Origin of the sequence: Breznakiella homolactica (genome assembly GCF_016616095.2) — a bacterium.
Classification (GTDB): Bacteria; Spirochaetota; Spirochaetia; order Treponematales; family Breznakiellaceae; genus Breznakiella; species Breznakiella homolactica.
On record NZ_CP067089.2, the window covers coordinates 1,550,104 to 1,565,821 of the forward strand.

At 52.0% G+C, this 15,718-nt stretch carries 13 protein-coding genes; 6 read left to right on the forward strand and 7 right to left on the reverse strand.

Features of this window, described 5'->3' with window-relative positions:
• Positions 1-53: 53 nt before the first annotated feature.
• Positions 54-1,031, reverse strand: coding sequence for a DMT family transporter (locus tag JFL75_RS07140; RefSeq protein ID WP_215625991.1), 978 nt, complete (start codon positions 1,029-1,031; stop codon positions 54-56).
• 110 nt (positions 1,032-1,141) lie between these two features.
• Here JFL75_RS07140 and JFL75_RS07145 point away from each other — a divergent pair, with 110 nt between their 5' ends.
• Positions 1,142-1,816, forward strand: a complete 675-nt coding sequence (locus JFL75_RS07145) for a cyclic nucleotide-binding domain-containing protein (RefSeq protein WP_215625992.1) — start codon at positions 1,142-1,144, stop codon at positions 1,814-1,816.
• Between the two features lie 22 nt (positions 1,817-1,838).
• Here the strand turns inward: JFL75_RS07145 and JFL75_RS07150 are convergent, their stop codons facing one another.
• The 3 genes from JFL75_RS07150 to JFL75_RS07160 form a co-directional block, all read right to left on the reverse strand.
• Positions 1,839-2,363, reverse strand: a complete 525-nt coding sequence (locus tag JFL75_RS07150) for a hypothetical protein (protein ID WP_215625993.1) — start codon at positions 2,361-2,363, stop codon at positions 1,839-1,841.
• Complete coding sequence (locus JFL75_RS07155; protein WP_215625994.1) at positions 2,360-2,776, reverse strand: SRPBCC family protein; 417 nt, start codon at positions 2,774-2,776, stop codon at positions 2,360-2,362. The genes JFL75_RS07150 and JFL75_RS07155 overlap by 4 nt, the downstream gene beginning before the upstream one ends.
• Positions 2,777-2,913: 137 nt before the next feature.
• Complete coding sequence (locus JFL75_RS07160; RefSeq protein ID WP_223292793.1) at positions 2,914-3,402, reverse strand: DUF2004 domain-containing protein; 489 nt, start codon at positions 3,400-3,402, stop codon at positions 2,914-2,916.
• Between the two features lie 263 nt (positions 3,403-3,665).
• On the opposite strand from JFL75_RS07160, the gene JFL75_RS07165 reads away from it, so the two are divergent.
• Positions 3,666-6,002 (forward strand): anaerobic ribonucleoside triphosphate reductase, encoded by a 2,337-nt coding sequence (locus JFL75_RS07165; protein WP_215625996.1) that lies wholly within the window; start codon positions 3,666-3,668, stop codon positions 6,000-6,002.
• The gene (locus JFL75_RS07170) at positions 5,999-6,544 is read left to right on the forward strand and encodes a 4Fe-4S single cluster domain-containing protein (protein WP_215625997.1); all 546 of its coding nucleotides are present in this window, start codon (positions 5,999-6,001) and stop codon (positions 6,542-6,544) included. Before JFL75_RS07165 ends, JFL75_RS07170 begins: the two co-directional genes overlap by 4 nt.
• Before the next feature lie 58 nt (positions 6,545-6,602).
• On the opposite strand, the gene JFL75_RS07175 is transcribed toward JFL75_RS07170, so the two are convergent.
• From JFL75_RS07175 to JFL75_RS07185, 3 genes are all read right to left on the reverse strand, one after another.
• Positions 6,603-7,751 (reverse strand): metallophosphoesterase, encoded by a 1,149-nt coding sequence (locus tag JFL75_RS07175; RefSeq protein WP_215625998.1) that lies wholly within the window; start codon positions 7,749-7,751, stop codon positions 6,603-6,605.
• 175 nt (positions 7,752-7,926) lie between these two features.
• Positions 7,927-10,581: a cation-translocating P-type ATPase gene (locus JFL75_RS07180; RefSeq protein ID WP_215625999.1), complete on the reverse strand. Its 2,655-nt coding sequence runs from the start codon at positions 10,579-10,581 to the stop codon at positions 7,927-7,929.
• A 275-nt stretch (positions 10,582-10,856) separates the two neighbouring features.
• On the reverse strand, positions 10,857-11,399 hold the full coding sequence (locus tag JFL75_RS07185) for a TetR/AcrR family transcriptional regulator C-terminal domain-containing protein (protein ID WP_215626000.1): 543 nt from the start codon (positions 11,397-11,399) through the stop codon (positions 10,857-10,859).
• Positions 11,400-11,764: 365 nt separating this feature from the next.
• On the opposite strand from JFL75_RS07185, the gene JFL75_RS07190 reads away from it, so the two are divergent.
• Genes JFL75_RS07190 through JFL75_RS07200 form a run of 3 tightly spaced genes read left to right on the forward strand, consistent with a single transcriptional unit; the run spans position 11,765 to position 15,711 of the window.
• Entirely contained in the window at positions 11,765-12,187 is a 423-nt protein-coding gene (locus tag JFL75_RS07190) for a MarR family winged helix-turn-helix transcriptional regulator (RefSeq protein WP_215626001.1), read from the forward strand.
• Positions 12,184-13,890: an ABC transporter ATP-binding protein gene (locus tag JFL75_RS07195; RefSeq protein ID WP_215626002.1), complete on the forward strand. Its 1,707-nt coding sequence runs from the start codon at positions 12,184-12,186 to the stop codon at positions 13,888-13,890. Before JFL75_RS07190 ends, JFL75_RS07195 begins: the two co-directional genes overlap by 4 nt.
• The gene (locus JFL75_RS07200) at positions 13,891-15,711 is read left to right on the forward strand and encodes an ABC transporter ATP-binding protein (RefSeq protein ID WP_223292794.1); all 1,821 of its coding nucleotides are present in this window, start codon (positions 13,891-13,893) and stop codon (positions 15,709-15,711) included.
• The last annotated feature ends 7 nt before the right edge of the window (positions 15,712-15,718 follow it).

Sequence of the window (15,718 nt, forward strand, 5' to 3'; positions counted from 1 at the left end):
TCGGCGGCGGGAACCGGTCCGGTTAGCCGGTCCGCGGAACCGGCCAGACCCTCTCAGACAGTAATTTTCTTATGGCGGTACTTCTCAACCAGCCTTCTCTGGTATTCATCTTCGGTCCGTCTCAGCCGTTCCAGACACGCTGTTTGTTTCCGTTCCCTGACAAGAACCACCTGCTCAGCGATCAGGTTTACCGCGATGCCCGCCGCGATGGTAATTCCGCCCGCGAAGGTCGCGTTCGAATAGCCGCCGCCGGTTACCGAATCGAGAAGAATTCCGGTAAAGACCTGCCCCACAAAGGTCAAAACGGTCAGCAGGAACGCGGAAATCCTCGGAACCGTCAGATTGCACAGGAGCACGGAAATCACCCCCAGCGCGCCCCCAAAGTATATCCACGGCGGAGGAGAAATTACAGGATCCGCCGCGGGGAATACGGCCCGGGCCGCGAACACGGCGATGATCACCGTCACCGGCAGACCCACAAGATGATTCACAAGGGAACCGCGCAGAGCCCCGACCTTTTCCGCCAGCCGGGCGTTGACGGTTCTGGAGAGGACCACCGAGATTCCCGCGCCGAAGGAAAGGCACACAGCGAATACCGCCGCGGCGGCGGAACGGTCCAGCATAAGGAAGATTCCGAAAAGGGAAAATATCCACCCAATGAGGGATACTTTCCGGAACGGCCGCCGTTCCATCCCGAATAAACCAAAATGATCAATTATCTGGGCGGTGACCATCTGCCCCAGCAGTCCCAGCGCGATGATACTGGTCATACTGATGTACCCGAAGGCAAAATTGTTGAACACGGTAGTAAAAACACCGATCACGCCGCCAAGATAAATCCATACCGGGGAGTGGCCGCGGAGCGTTCTTTTTTCTTTCCGCAGAATACAAAGCAAAAAAGCAAAGAGGACACCTACAACATGAACAATAACCGCCGCGGGGAATACGCCGTATTGCCGGGACAGATTTCCGTTGACGGAAACCATGACAGCTAGGGTTACACCCGTAATAAGTGCGAGCAGCTGGTACATATTACCGCCTCCTGGTTTGATTATATTGGCATTGTCCCGCGGGGACATAGGACATTTGTCCTACCATTTCGAACCGATGTTTGGTATACTTTGAAAGGGAAAAGAAGCTGATGGACACACGGCCGCTGACAAAAAAACATTTTGACAAACTTTCGGAATACGGTTTGCGGGACATACCGCCGGACTCCTGTATGTGCCTGTATTTCCGGTCAGGGGAAACGATTCTGCGGGAAGGGATGCCGATCAGCTGGCTTGCCATTGTTGTGAGCGGCAAGGCAAAGGTCTGCTCCACTTCTCCCAATGGAAAGGACCTGATTCTTTGCTACTATGTCTCCGGCGGTATGATTGGGGATATTGAATTTATGGCGGGGCTCGAAACGGCAACCGCTAACCTTATCGCTATTTCCGACTTTGAGTGTATCGCCATCCCGTACAGAAAATACGGGGCGGTGCTGAAAAGAAATATGGCGTTTCTGAATAAACTCGGCAATGAACTTTCCCTGAAATTAGTCCGGAGTTCCCGAAGCTTTGTGTCCGCGGCATTATATTCCGGCGAGGAACGTCTCTGTTCCTACATTTTGCAGACTTCACACAACAATGTTTTCAGCGATATCCTGACCGATGTTTCCTGTTCCGTCGGCATAAGCTACCGTCATATATTCCGCCTGCTGAATCAGCTCTGCGAAGAGGGTGTGCTGGAAAAACGGGAAAACGGATACCGCATAACGGACCGGGACGGACTGATCCGCCGTTCGCCCCATCCGGTCACGGAACAGGATGAATAGCCCCGGCTGGTGATGTCCGCGGTTACCGCCCTCCGGCCGGTCCCGGGGACGGTTTCTTTTCGGGATAAAAGGCGGTAAATATTTTTATATACTCCGGCAGCCGGGAAACATCGGGGTTGAAGAACCAGAAGGCGAAGCCGTCACAGAATTCGCAGAGTTTACCGGAAATTGTGTAGCTTTTCCGGTGGCCGCAGGTCCCGTCTTCCCGCTGGTTGTGGCAGTGGCCGCAGCGGCCGTAATCGCCGGTGAACCCTTCCCTGATATACTCCGGCGCCGCTTCGACAGCTTCCCGGCGGCTGTCCACGTCACTGAAATACATCCGCAGAACCAGGTCGCCGTCCCGGATGTACATCCGGGCGTAGGATTTCTTGCTCTTTACCCCGGTCTTGGTATAGATGATCATGTACCGGCCCCAGCAGTAGCCGCCGCCGATGGTCCCGCCGCTGCCGTAGCCGAGACGTTCCATTTCCCGGTCAAAGGCCAGGATAAAATCCCGGTCCGCGGGACTGATAAACGCGTAAGCCTTGTTTTTCAGCAGTTCCTTCAAGGAATATCCTCCCCCAGGGCCCGGCGCAGATCCGCGGCGTAGGTTCTCTGGATTTTCTTCAGGGGCATGGCGATATAGGAAAGCAGCTCCATCACGGGATTTTTAATATACAGAACTTCGGTGAATTCGATCCGCGTTCCCCCGGATTCCACGGAAGAAAACAGCCCCGTCCAGCGGCCGGTGAAGTTTTTATTCTTCATGGTGAACTCGTAGCGTCCGCATGGCTCCTTGCAGGTAATGGTGAATTCCGTGAAAAAGCCTTCTTTGGTGTATTCGATAAAAGTCCCGCCGCCGTCAAGGATATCTATCCGTTCCAGATCGCTCCGCCAGGAATAATTGGTATTGTCCGTCACCATGTCCCAGACCTTTCCGATATCCGAGGCATAGGTTTCGGTAATGGTCGATTTCCGCATGGCTTCTCCTAAGCGCCCCCGATTACCGGACCGCCGTGTTTAAGTATAGTTTAGCAGCGGATATATGACAGCGCCATGTCAGATTTACCATAAAAAATCAGACAAAGGATACTATACCCGCCGACGGGTATAGAGTCTCAGCTTTCGTGGGAAAACCCGGTGACGTTCAGGTCTCGGTCCATTTTTACGCAGAGTATTTCATCGGAATAGTCCTTCGATACCATATAATCCACGGAGAAGTTTATCTTTCCATCTTCTATTCCGAAAAGCAGATCAGGATACCCCAGTCCCGCGGTGGTCCTGGCGATGTCAAATTCATCAAACCGCTGTACGCCGAATATTTTCATCAGAAATTCTTCTTCCAGGGAATCAAAATGGCACTCAAAATAATAAGCGACGGTTTCATCCCCGGGAAAATTCTCAAGTATGGCCTTTCGTGCCATGACGTCTATTTCGGCATATCTATCAAGAATGCCCAGACACGTTTTCAGTTCCGGGCCGTAGAGGCTGCAGTCCGACAGCGATATATGGATCGCCTGGTTCCGGTAGCTCGTTTCGATAAACTCAAAATCACTGGACTCGTCTATGGTGATTTCCCCGAAATACTTCGTCGTGTATTTTCCCATTGTTTCCCCCCGGCGGACCATGAAAATATCCGCGGAATTGCTGGTTTTCCTCAGCCCCATCTTAGGATACATTATCCGTCTGGTCCAGATATCTCCCGCGTCCGGCGGCGGATTATACAGAAAAGCGGCGGTTTCTGTTCCCTGCGTCCGTTTTTGTATTGACACCGCTGTATATAGCAGATTATTATCATAAATAACGCTACATATAGCGCCATAATTAACCGATAGTTAAAATACCCATGGAAGAGGCTAAGGAGTAGACAATGCCCACACGGATACTGAAACGGGACGGCCGGGAAGCACCCTTTAACATTGAGAAAATCACCAACGCCATTTACAAGGCGGGAATCGCCGCGGGCACCATGGACTGGGAACAGGCCATGAACCTTTCGGAGTCGGCGGCAAAACGCCTGCAGTCGGCCTACGCGGGGACAACCCCGGGGGTGGAGGAAATTCAGGATACGGTGGAGCAAATCATGATCGAAAACGGTCTGTCCTCGGCTGCCAAGAAGTTCATCCTCTACCGGGCGGAGCGCACCAGGATCAGGGAAATGAATACCAGGCTCATGCGGATTTTTGAGGAAATCACCACCAAGGATGCCAAGGATAACGACCTGAAGCGGGAAAACGCCAACATCGACGGCGATACCTCCATGGGGCACATGCTTAAATACGGTTCCGAAGGGGCGAAGCAGTTCAATGAACTGTTCATCCTGAAACCCGGCCACGCGCGGGCCCACCACAACGGGGATATCCATATCCACGATCTGGATTTTCTCACCCTGACCACCACCTGCTGCCAGATTGACATCGCCAAGCTTTTCACCGGCGGTTTCGGAACCGGCCATGGGGTTATCCGGGAACCCAACGATATTCAAAGTTATTCCGCCCTGGCCTGCATCGCCATTCAATCCAATCAAAATGACCAGCACGGGGGCCAGAGCATCCCCAATTTCGACCGGGGCTTGGCACCGGGGGTGGCGAAAACCTATGTCAGGCTGTACCGGGATAACCTGTTCAAAGCCCTGGATCTCCTGGCGCCGGAAACCACGGAACAGATAAAAGAAACCCTGAAGGCGGAACTGTTTACCGGGCACCTGAAACCTTCCCTGGAGGACAACGAAGCCTATACCCAGGCAGAATCCGGGATTCTGGACAAATGGCTCGAGCCGAAAATCCGGCGCCCGGTACAGGACTTTGCCCGGAACACCGCCCTCAGGGAAACCGACCGCAGGACCTACCAGGCCATGGAAGCGCTGATCCACAACCTCAACACCATGCACAGCCGGGCGGGAGCCCAGATACCTTTTTCTTCAATTAACTACGGAACCGATACGTCCCCGGAAGCCCGCATGCTTATCCGGAATCTCCTGGCGGCCACCGAGTCCGGCCTCGGTGACGGGGAAACGGCCATCTTCCCTATCCAGATTTTCCGGGTTAAGGAAGGGGTTAACTACAATCCCGGGGACCCCAACTACGACCTGTTTCAGCAGGCCTGCCGGGTCAGCTCCAAACGGCTCTTCCCCAATTTTTCTTTCCAGGACGCGCCCTTCAATTTCCAGTATTACCGGGAGGGCCGGCCGGAAACGGAGATTGCCTATATGGGCTGCCGGACCCGGGTAATAGCCAATGTCCATGACCAGGAACGGCAGACCACCTACGGCAGGGGGAACCTGAGTTTCACCACCATAAATCTTCCCCGGATTGCCCTGAAAGCCCGGGGGGATACAGATGAATTCTTCAGGGACCTGGACGGGAAAATTGACCTGGTCATTGACCAGCTCCTGGAGCGCTTCGAAATCCAGGCAAGGAAAAAGGTAAAAAACTTTCCCTTCCTCATGGGCCAGGGAATCTGGCTCGATTCGGATACCCTGGGATGGGAGGATGAACTCCGGGAAATCCTGAAACACGGCACCCTTACGGCGGGATTCATAGGCCTGGCGGAATGCCTCAAGGCGCTGTGCGGCAAACACCACGGCGAATCCGCCGAAGCCCAGGCCCTGGGGCTGCGGATCATCGGCCACATGCGGAGCCGCATGGACGCCGCGGTCCTGGAGCACCGGCTGAACTTTTCCCTGATCGCCACCCCGGCGGAGGGCACCGCCGGACGGTTCGTCAAAATGGACCGGGAGAAATTCGGTTCCATTCCCGGAGTAACGGACCGGGAGTACTATACCAACAGTTTCCACATACCGGTGCATTACCCTATCGGAGCGCTGAAAAAAATCGAACTGGAAGCGCCCTACCACGCCATGACCAACGCGGGCCATATCAGCTACATCGAACTGGACGGGGACGCCTCAAAAAACCCCGAAGCCTTTGAGAAAATCGTCCGGGCCATGAAGGAGGCGGGAATCGGCTACGGCAGTCTGAACCATCCGGTGGACCGCGACCCGGTCTGCGGGTACCGGGGTATCATCGGAGAAACCTGCCCCCGGTGCGGACGCAGCGAGGGTGATGAGCCCTTTGAGCGGATCCGGCGGATCACCGGGTATCTGGTGGGAACCCTGGACCGTTTCAACAACGCCAAACGGGCGGAAGAGCGGGACCGGGTCAAGCACTTTAATGTATCCGGCGGCGGAGCGTCTTCCGGGGAATGACGGCCCCGAATCATCCCCGCGCCGCGGACCCGGCCGCCGGCAAAGATATCCTCATTATCGGCGGACGGGAGCCGGAATCCATTGTTGACGGCCCGGGCTTCCGGTACACGGTCTTTGTCCAGGGCTGCGCTCTGGCCTGCCCGGGGTGCCATAATCCCCAGCTCCAGGCCTTTACCGGAGGCACCCCGGTTTCCGTAAAAGAAATTCTCGCGGAGATCGGGGCAAATCCCCTCCTTTCCGGGCTCACCCTTTCCGGAGGTGAGCCGTTTACCCAGGCAGGTCCCTGCGCGGCCCTGGCCCGGGGCGTCAGGGAAATGGGACTTACGGTGGTGACCTATACGGGACTTACCTGGGAAAAAATCATTGTTTCCGGCCGGGAAGACTGGGCCGGGCTTGCGGCGGCTACGGATATCCTCGTGGATGGTCCCTTTATCCGGGAGCTGCGGAACATCGATCTCCGCTTCCGGGGATCTTCCAACCAGCGGCTCATCGACGTGCGCCAAAGTATGGCTTCAGGGGTGGCAGTCACTTTTCCGGAATGACCAAAACGTCCGGAAAATCCCGTTTACGGATGGACCGGAATGCCGCCGCGTACATCATTCATTTGCCGCCAAGAAGCAGTATCTCGGCAATTTCAGACTTAGTTCCGACACGGACATACGGAATTGGCGTACAGGTTCCCGAGCTGACAATGGAATACATATCCCCGTATTTTCTGCACCCATGGTAGTGCGGAAAGAACCGGCGGACAATACGGTTGAGGGGATAAAACTGCCCTCCGTGGGTGTGGCCGCTTAAAAGAAGATCCACCCCCGCTTCTTTCGACCGTTCAATATCCCCGGGCTGATGATCCAGTACAATGATCAGGTTATCTTTGTCGGAAGGCTCCAGGCATTGGGGAATGGTTTTTCTCGTCTGCCCTTCATTTCCTCCCGGGGCCATATCCGAACGGCCAAGCAAGACAACCCCGTCCTGCCGTACAGCGCAGTCCTCTAAAACACGGATATTCGCTTTTTGGAAAAAACTCAGCATATCCGGCAGATCAACCCCTGCGTCATGGTTGCCTAAACAGGCAAACACACCATACCGGCTTTGCAGACCCGTAAGTTCCGCGGCGATTTTCTCAAATTCAAAAACCTCTCTGACATTTTCGGTAAAGGTATCCCCGGTGATACAGATTAAGTCGGGCCGAAGACTGTTTGTCTTTTTTACGATTTTCCGCACGGTCTTCAGGTCATTGATGCTGCCCAGGTGCAGGTCGCTGAGCTGGGCAATGCGCAGCCATTTACCTTGGAAGACCGGTCTAGAAACTTCACAGGTATAGGGGGTGACTGAAATATTTCTGGTATGAATTATTCCATAGACCGTCAGTACAGCGGTAAGTGCGAAGAGGAAAAGCGAGAGAACCGCAAACTGTGACGGCGGAAGGATTTTAAGCAGCGCTGTCAGAATAATATACGCGGGCAATTCAACAAGGCAGGCAAAGAAAAGGGTTATCTGAAAGCTGACCCAATAGCTTCCGAAAATCATGAGAATTTTTGAAACCTTCGAATGTGGCAGCAGGAAACCAGCCGGCAATGCCGCGGAAAATAAAATGCAGACTGTCACATAGAAGATTGGTGAAAAACCGGGCAGAACTCCCTGCGCGGCGACCAGGGTACGCCAGGTGACAAGAAAGGCAATGATACCGTACGCGGACACCAGGGATACAGCCGCTTTTATCTGTTCTTTTCCAATTTCTTTTTTCATCTCACCGCCGTGCTGACTCATCCTCTATGTTTTTTTAAAATAGATTAAATCTTAATAATAACATAATAAAAAAACCGCGGAAAATACCATTTGCGGTGAAAGAATTCAAAAAAGAATTTTACAGAAGAGAAAAGAGAACCGTCACATCATACCATAGTGTGATACTTTCAGAGGCTCACCTCCGGAGGGTATTGCAAGCAGGCTTGCAGATACCCCGCTTAGGGCTGTATCTGTTCATGCGTTTAAACAGTTTGACAATTTCAACCGCCGGAATGATTGCCGCGGCAAGACTGAGAGCAATTAGAAAACTGCCGGAAGAAAGAGGGGTTAACTGGAAATTCCTGCTGAGGCCGGGGATATAAATAACTGAAACGGTCAGCGCTGTGGAAATGGCCATCGAAACAAAAAGGTATTTGCTGCGGTTCTTAATTGAAAAGACAGAAGCGGTCCGGGATTTCATGCTGATGGAATGAAAAATCTCGCAAAAAGACAGGGTCAGAAAAGCCATGGTCATTCCGGTAATAGCGGAAATCTTCAACCCCGTCAGGAAAGATACAATAGTCAGGGCCGCAATGGTAAATCCCTGATATATAATTTCAAAAGCAATACCGCCGGAGAAAAGGCTTTCTCCGGGATCACGGGGTGATTTTTTCATGGAATCAGGGTCGGCCTTTTCCATCCCGAGGGCCATAGCCGGAAATGTGTCAGTGATAAGGTTTAACCACAGGATATGAACCGGCGCAAAAAGCTGCATCCCCGCCAGGGCAGCGGCACATATCGAAATTACTTCCCCCAAATTTGCCGAAAGAAGGAACTGGACAACTTTACGGATGTTTTCATAAATCCGCCGGCCTTCCTCCACGGCATATAGAATGGAAGCAACATTGTCATCGGCAAGAATCATATCAGCGGCGCTTCTGACCCCATCCGTTCCGGCTATGCCCATGCCAATTCCGATATCTGCGTATTTCATAGCCGGAACGTCATTCTCCCCGTCGCCGGTCATGGCGGTGATTTTACCCAGCTTCTTCCAGGCTCTGATAATCCGTGCCTTGTGTTCCGATTCGACCTGGACGTAAACGGCGATCCGCTGGATCCGTTCCTCAAATTCTTTATCACTTAATCCGGAAAGCTCTGCCCCCGTTATAACTTCCTGTCCGGGTGAAAGAATGCCCAATTCCGCGGCGATGGCTATGGCAGAATCCTCATGATCACCCGTAATCATGATAGTCTTAATTCCGGCGGCGCGGCATTTTTCAACCGCATCCCGTACCCCAGGCCGGACAGGGTCTATCAGTCCCGCAAGACCAATAAAGGTAAGATCCCGTTCCAGGGATTCCGCGGAAAGGTCCGCCGGCAAGCGGGAATAATCCCGGTAAGCGGCGGCAAATACCCGCAGGGATTTACCGGCCATATATTTATCATCCACAAGGATCTTTTCTTTCACTTCCCGTGTCATGGGCTGAATCCGGCCGTCGAGAAAAATTTTTGTACAGCGTTCCGCTATTTCGCCGGGAGATCCCCGGGAATACTGCCGCCAGAACAACGGAGAAATTCCGTCTGTTCCGAGCATTCCATGAATGGTAGAAACCATATTACGCTTGGCATCAGAAGGAAGTTTCATAACCTGGGGTTCCAGCATTTCCATCTGCTGTTTTTCCAGTCCCTGGGAGATTCCGAATTCCGCCAGGGCAAGCTCCGCGGGTTCTCCAAGAAGAGTTCCATCCGGCCCCGCGGAAATATCGGCGGAAAGCGCCATAGCCTCGGCTAAGAAAGCTGTATCCCCGGTATGATCTGCCACAGCCATTTTATTCCGGGTAAGGGTACCGGTTTTGTCCGAACAGATTACCTGGGTGCAGCCCAGGGTTTCCGCCGCGCTTAAGCTGCGGACAATGGTATGCCGGCCGGACATCCGGGTCATTCCCATGGAAAGAAGAATAGTAACAACCAGCACCAGTCCCTCCGGAATGGCCGCGACAGCCAGGCTCACCGCCGTAAGAAACATCTCAGACGTGTGACCGCCGAAAGAACCGCCGTTCCGCAAAATACTGACAATGAAAAAGAACAGGCATATACCCAGAACAGCAAAACTTAACACCATGCCGAGGGAAGCCAGATTTTTCTGAAGAGGGGTTTTTTCAGTACGGCTGTTTGCCAGGATTCCGGCGATCTTTCCGATTTTTGTTTTCATACCTGTGGCCATAACGAGACCTTCACCCCGTCCACAGACGACACTGGTACCCATATACGCCATAGTGCTCTGTTCACCCTGGGCTGCATCCCCGCGATGGCCAGAAACAGCCAGACTGTTCTTCTCCGACGGTATTGATTCACCGGTAATAGACGCTTCTTCTATTGTCAGATTTTCCGATTCAAATATTCGAAGATCCGCGGGAACCGAGTCGCCGGTTTCCAGAAGAACAATGTCCCCCGGGACGAGTTCTTCTGTTTTTATTCTAACCTCCACACCATTCCGGCGGACCGTTGCATAGAGGTCTTTCAAACCCTGTAATCCAATTATTGCCCGCTCGGCCTTATTCTCCATAATAATTCCCAGGGCAGTGTTAAGGATTACCACCGCCAGTATGGCTGCCATGTCGATGTTTCTGCCGAAAATCCCCGAAAGAACAGCCGCGGCAATGAGAACAACAATCATAGGATTCTTTATCTGTTCCCATATCCGCTCGGCCATGGTTTTCTTTTTAATATCGTTGAGTTTATTCGGCCCGAATAAAGCCTTCCGCGCAGTAACCGCGATGGTATATAGTCCATTTCTGGAATTTTTCTGCACGGATAATATTTCTGCGGTCCTTTCCAAATAGGCGTTCATAGTTTCTCCCTAAAAGATATTGTTTTTATGAAAAGCCCCTCACTTCTCAGGAAACAATCTATAAAAATACTATTCAAAGATATTTACTTAAACATTAGACAAAAAAAGTGTATTGCCTAAAAAACAGACAACCACTTCAATTTGCCTATTTCCAAACAGCTTCGGTTTATTTTCTAATGCGGATACCAAAGTAACCGGCGGCTGTTTGATGCGTCCTTTCAAAATAAGGATTATGGTCCGGTAACTCAGTCAGCGGGTTATTTTCAGCTAAACTATTATGGAAGATTATTTACGATTTTAAACGCTGCCTGCCCGGCGGAATCCTTCATCATGCCCATCAATTTTTCCGGAGGAACCTCAGTTCCCGCCTTCAGCCACCAGGTTATGGACGCCAGAAAGATGTTGGCGCAGAAAACTGTATAAAACCCGTCGGCAGCTGTTTCTTCAAAACACTTGTCAACGAAAAAAACATTTATTTTCTGCATCATTTCGAAAAAGTAATCTGAAAAGCAATTATAACCGGTTATTGTTATGGCTTTGGCATAGAAAGATTTGTTTTCATAGAAGAAGTAGGTGAGTTTTTCAAGGAGGTCCCATCCGGTAAGCGGCCGGTCTTTTTCAAGTTTCTCGATAAAATCATGATAGAATATCCAGTTCACCAGTTCATATTTATCCTTAAAATGATAATAAAAACTGTTCCGGTTTAAACGGCAGTGCTGCACCAAATCTCCCACGGTTATTTTTTCAAAAGGCCGTTCCGTCATAAATTTCTTCATGGCGTCCGCCAGCATTTCTTTAGTCACATTAGAATGAGACATGATCGCCTGCTCCAAAGTCAAAAATAAACAACCAAAATTAAATCTTATTTTTTTAAAGTATTATGATTATTTTGAATAAAATAATGGATTTTGTCGAAGAAATCATTTTGTTTTTTCCGCTTTTATGGAGAATATTCCGAAAAACCGGCTTTATTAAAAATATTTTGTATTTTCATAAACCTAATCATCTCCGATAAACAGGGCTATTTATTGCTATAATAGTAATATTGCGGCTGATCAGCGCGTGGGGAATTGGACCGTGATAAAACCGCGGCCTCATACTTGACTCCCTGGATATAAGTCACTACAGTTACCTATAGTTGCATACGCAACAATTGCGCAGACAACAAACAGAGGGGATAGCCGTGAAGAAACGGTTCATGAAATATATAAACACCATCGCACGATGTGCGACGCTGTACCGGGACGGACGTCTTGAAGGAACTGGTCTTGGAGGATATCAGGCACCCTATGTCCTCGAAATATGCCGCTCCCCCGGAATCACCCAGGACCAGATTGCGCAGGAGCTCCACGTCAACCGCAGTTCGGTTACCCGCCAGCTGACCCTGCTGGAGGAAAACGGCTTTATCCGCCGGGAACGGAGCGGGATGGACCGCCGGGCCATCGAAGTATATCCCGCGGAAAAAATGCTGGAGTTACTGCCTTCGGTACGGGGTGTGCTTACGGACTGGCATTCCGCCCTCGCAAAAATCCTTACCCAGAATGAACAGGATACATTGGCAGGTCTTTTGGAACGGCTCGCCAAGCACGCGGAAACAATCGTATGAATACAGTAGTCCGTTACGTAAGCCGCAAATGGAGGATCATCAGTGTTGGTCTGCTTATCAAATTTGCCGGGACCATCGTTGAGCTCCTGCTGCCGTGGATGCTGTCGGTTATTCTGGATGACTATGTGCCCCGGAAGGACATACACAGCATTCTTCTCTGGGGAGGACTCATGGTCCTCGCTTCCGCTGCCGGGCTTTTTACCAATGTCTTCGCCAACAAGCTGTCCACAAGGATCTCCCGGGACATCACCAGAAAACTGCGGTACGATCTCTTTGCCAAGGTGATGAAGCTTTCCTGTACCCAGGAAGATTCCTTCACCGCATCTTCTCTTATTTCACGGCTTACCAGTGATACCTACAATGTCCACCAGATGATCGACCGGATGCAGCGTTTGGGAGTGCGGGCCCCTATTCTGCTGCTGGGAGGTATAGCGGTTACGTTTATGCTTGAACCGGTACTCACCCTGGTTCTGGTGGCCATCCTTCCGCTTCTGGCCCTGGTGGTTTTCTGGGTATCCCGCAAAGGGGTGACGCTTTTTACACGGACGCAAAAGGCGCTGGATATACTGATCCGCCGCGCCCAGGAGAGCATGGCTGGGATCCGGGTTATCCAGGCGCTCTCCAAAACCGACTATGAAATACGGCAGTTTGATTCAGCCAATACGGAGATGATGCGGCAGCAGCGCAGCGCCAATCTGCTCATGAATCTGACCAACCCGGCGATGAACATGTTTCTGAACGTCGGGCTCACGGCGGTCATAGTGGCAGGCGCGTACCGGGTCAACGCCGGCATCACCCAGCCGGGGATCATTATTGCCTTCCTGAGTTATTTTACCATTATTCTCAACGCCCTAATGATGGTGTCCCGCCTCTTTGTTCTTTATTCCCAGGGAACTGCCAGCGCCCGGCGCATTACGGAAGTACTGGACGCACCGGAGGAAATGCAGATTGAAGAACACCCTCCCCTTAAAGACGAGGCGCATATACGGTTTGATAAAGTCAGTTTCTCCTATGGCAAGGTCAGGGACAATCTGCGGGATATCAGTTTTTCACTCCTGCCGGGTCAGACCCTGGGTATCATTGGTCCGACGGGCAGCGGCAAAAGTACGCTTATCAGTTTGCTCCTTCATTTTTACAATCCCGATACCGGCAGTATCCATATCCACGGACAGGACATCCGATCCATCCCGCCGGAACTGCTGTACAGCATGTTCGGCGTGGTATTCCAGAATGATTTTTTATTTGCCGGGGAAATCCGCGGAAATATCGATTTCGGTCGCGGCCTCTCGTCGGTACAAATAGAAGAAGCCATACAGACGGCCCAGGCGGAATTTATCCGCCAGCGGGAGGGCGGCCTCGCGGCTCAGATAGCTCCCCGGGGAATGAATCTCAGCGGCGGGCAGAAACAGCGGCTTTTGATTGCCCGGGCTCTCGCGGCGGATCCGGATATACTGATCCTGGATGACAGCTCCAGTGCCTTGGACTACAAGACCGACGCCCAGCTGCGCCGGGCCCTGGCAAGAAATTTCGCGCGTACGACAAAAATCATTATTGCCCAAAGGGTCAGCTCCATTAAAAACGCCGACCATATTTTGGTCTTGGACCAGGGACAGGAAATAGGATACGGAACCCACAGTGAATTGATGCGAACCTGTGACAGTTACCGTGAAATTGCGAAAATGCAGATGGGGGAGGCGGTATAAATGGCGGCGATGAAAACAGGAGGCGGCCCCGTCAGTACCTCTTTTGAACGTCCTTCAATTAAGGTTACCGTAATTCTCGGGCGGCTCTGGAAGTATCTAAAAAAATTTAAATGGATGCTGCTACTTGCTGTGGCGCTCAGTATTGCGGGCAATCTTTTAGCCCTGGTAGGTCCAAAACTGTCCGGCCACGCGGTTGACGCGATCCACCCGGGACCGGGGGGAGTTGATTTTCAAAGTGTCTTTTTTTATGCGGGATGGATGGTCGTTTTTTATATTGTTTCCGCAGTGCTGAGTTATCTGCTGGCGGCGCTGCTGGTAAATCTCGGCAGCCGGGTGGTATACGAAATGCGCCGGGATGTGTACGAACATCTGATGCGGCTTCCCGTCAGGTTTTTCGACTCCCATGCGGCCGGAGAAATACTCAGTGTGCTTTCCTACGACATTGATACTGTCCAGGCTTCTTTATCCAACGATTTAGTACAGATGCTGGCAAGCGTCATAACCGTCCTGGGATCATTGTGGATGATGCTCACCATTTCTCCGCCCCTGGTGCTGATCTTCGCGGTTACTATTCCCTGTTCAATCCTCTTTACCCGTTACCGTTCCATCAAGGTCCGTCCGCTGTACCGTCAGAGATCCATCAACCTGGGTAAGCTCAACGGATATACCGAAGAAATGACCGGGGGGCTGCGGACCATCAAAGCCTACCACCGCCAGGAATACTTCGCCGCCGGATTTGAGAAAAAAAACGCCGAAGCTTGTGAGGCGAATTACCAGGCGGACAGTTTCTCCAGCGCCACCGGCCCATCGGTCGGTTTTATCAATAACGTCTCCCTGGCGCTTATCAGCCTCTTCGGCGCACTGCTGTATATGTCGGGCAGTATCTCCCTGGGCAGCGTGTCTTCCTTTGTATTGTATTCCCGGAAGTTTTCCGGGCCTATCAATGAATTTTCCAATATTATCAGTGAACTCCAGTCCGCCCTGGCAGCCGCGGAACGGGTTCTGCGTCTTCTGGATGAACCGGAAGAGGAATCCGATCCCGCGGACGCCCTGCCCCTTACGGAGGTACAGGGCAATGTGGAACTGCGGGATGTCAGCTTCGGATATCAGCCGGGGGTACCGGTGCTTCAGCATTACAACCTTACGGCAAAACCCGGACAGGTGGTTGCTATTGTGGGACCCACCGGGGCAGGCAAGACAACCATCATCAATCTGCTTATGCGGTTTTATGATGTGGATTCCGGCGTTATTTTTGTGGACGGCTGCGATATCCGGCGGATACGCCGCGGGGATTTACGGAGAGCGTTTTCTATGGTACTGCAGGACACCTGGCTTTTTACCGGTACCATCCGTGAAAATCTTACCTACGGGAAAGAGAATCTTTCCGAAGGTGAGGTAATCGCCGCTACCAAAGCGGCAAAGATTCACGACTTCATTATTTCCCTGCCCGCCGGTTATGATACAATCCTGAAAGAGGGCGGGAGCAGTATATCGAAAGGCCAAAAACAGCTGCTGACCATTGCCCGGGCAATGCTGCTGGACGCACCTATGCTGATCCTGGATGAAGCGACTTCCAATGTCGACACCCAGACGGAACGCGTTATACAGGCGGCGATGCTCAGTCTGATGAAAGGCCGGACCAGTTTTGTTATCGCCCACCGTCTGTCCACTATTCAGAACGCCGATGTCATAGCGGTACTGCGGAACGGCTGTGTAGCCGAATGCGGTACCCACGAAGAACTCATCCAGGCGGGCGGATACTACGCGGAACTATACCAGGCCCAGTTTGATACAGCGGAACAGTACAGCGATTTTGAATGACGGCTTT

Coding starts and splice junctions, on each gene's coding strand:
- JFL75_RS07180 (WP_215625999.1), bottom strand. CDS start 10,581: ATGAACGCCTATTTGGAAAGGACCGCAGAAATATTATCCGTGCAGAAA.
- JFL75_RS07160 (WP_223292793.1), bottom strand. CDS start 3,402: ATGGGAAAATACACGACGAAGTATTTCGGGGAAATCACCATAGACGAG.
- JFL75_RS07200 (WP_223292794.1), top strand. CDS start 13,891: ATGGCGGCGATGAAAACAGGAGGCGGCCCCGTCAGTACCTCTTTTGAA.
- JFL75_RS07170 (WP_215625997.1), top strand. CDS start 5,999: ATGACGGCCCCGAATCATCCCCGCGCCGCGGACCCGGCCGCCGGCAAA.
- JFL75_RS07165 (WP_215625996.1), top strand. CDS start 3,666: ATGCCCACACGGATACTGAAACGGGACGGCCGGGAAGCACCCTTTAAC.
- JFL75_RS07195 (WP_215626002.1), top strand. CDS start 12,184: ATGAATACAGTAGTCCGTTACGTAAGCCGCAAATGGAGGATCATCAGT.
- JFL75_RS07145 (WP_215625992.1), top strand. CDS start 1,142: ATGGACACACGGCCGCTGACAAAAAAACATTTTGACAAACTTTCGGAA.
- JFL75_RS07175 (WP_215625998.1), bottom strand. CDS start 7,751: ATGAAAAAAGAAATTGGAAAAGAACAGATAAAAGCGGCTGTATCCCTG.
- JFL75_RS07185 (WP_215626000.1), bottom strand. CDS start 11,399: ATGTCTCATTCTAATGTGACTAAAGAAATGCTGGCGGACGCCATGAAG.
- JFL75_RS07155 (WP_215625994.1), bottom strand. CDS start 2,776: ATGCGGAAATCGACCATTACCGAAACCTATGCCTCGGATATCGGAAAG.
- JFL75_RS07140 (WP_215625991.1), bottom strand. CDS start 1,031: ATGTACCAGCTGCTCGCACTTATTACGGGTGTAACCCTAGCTGTCATG.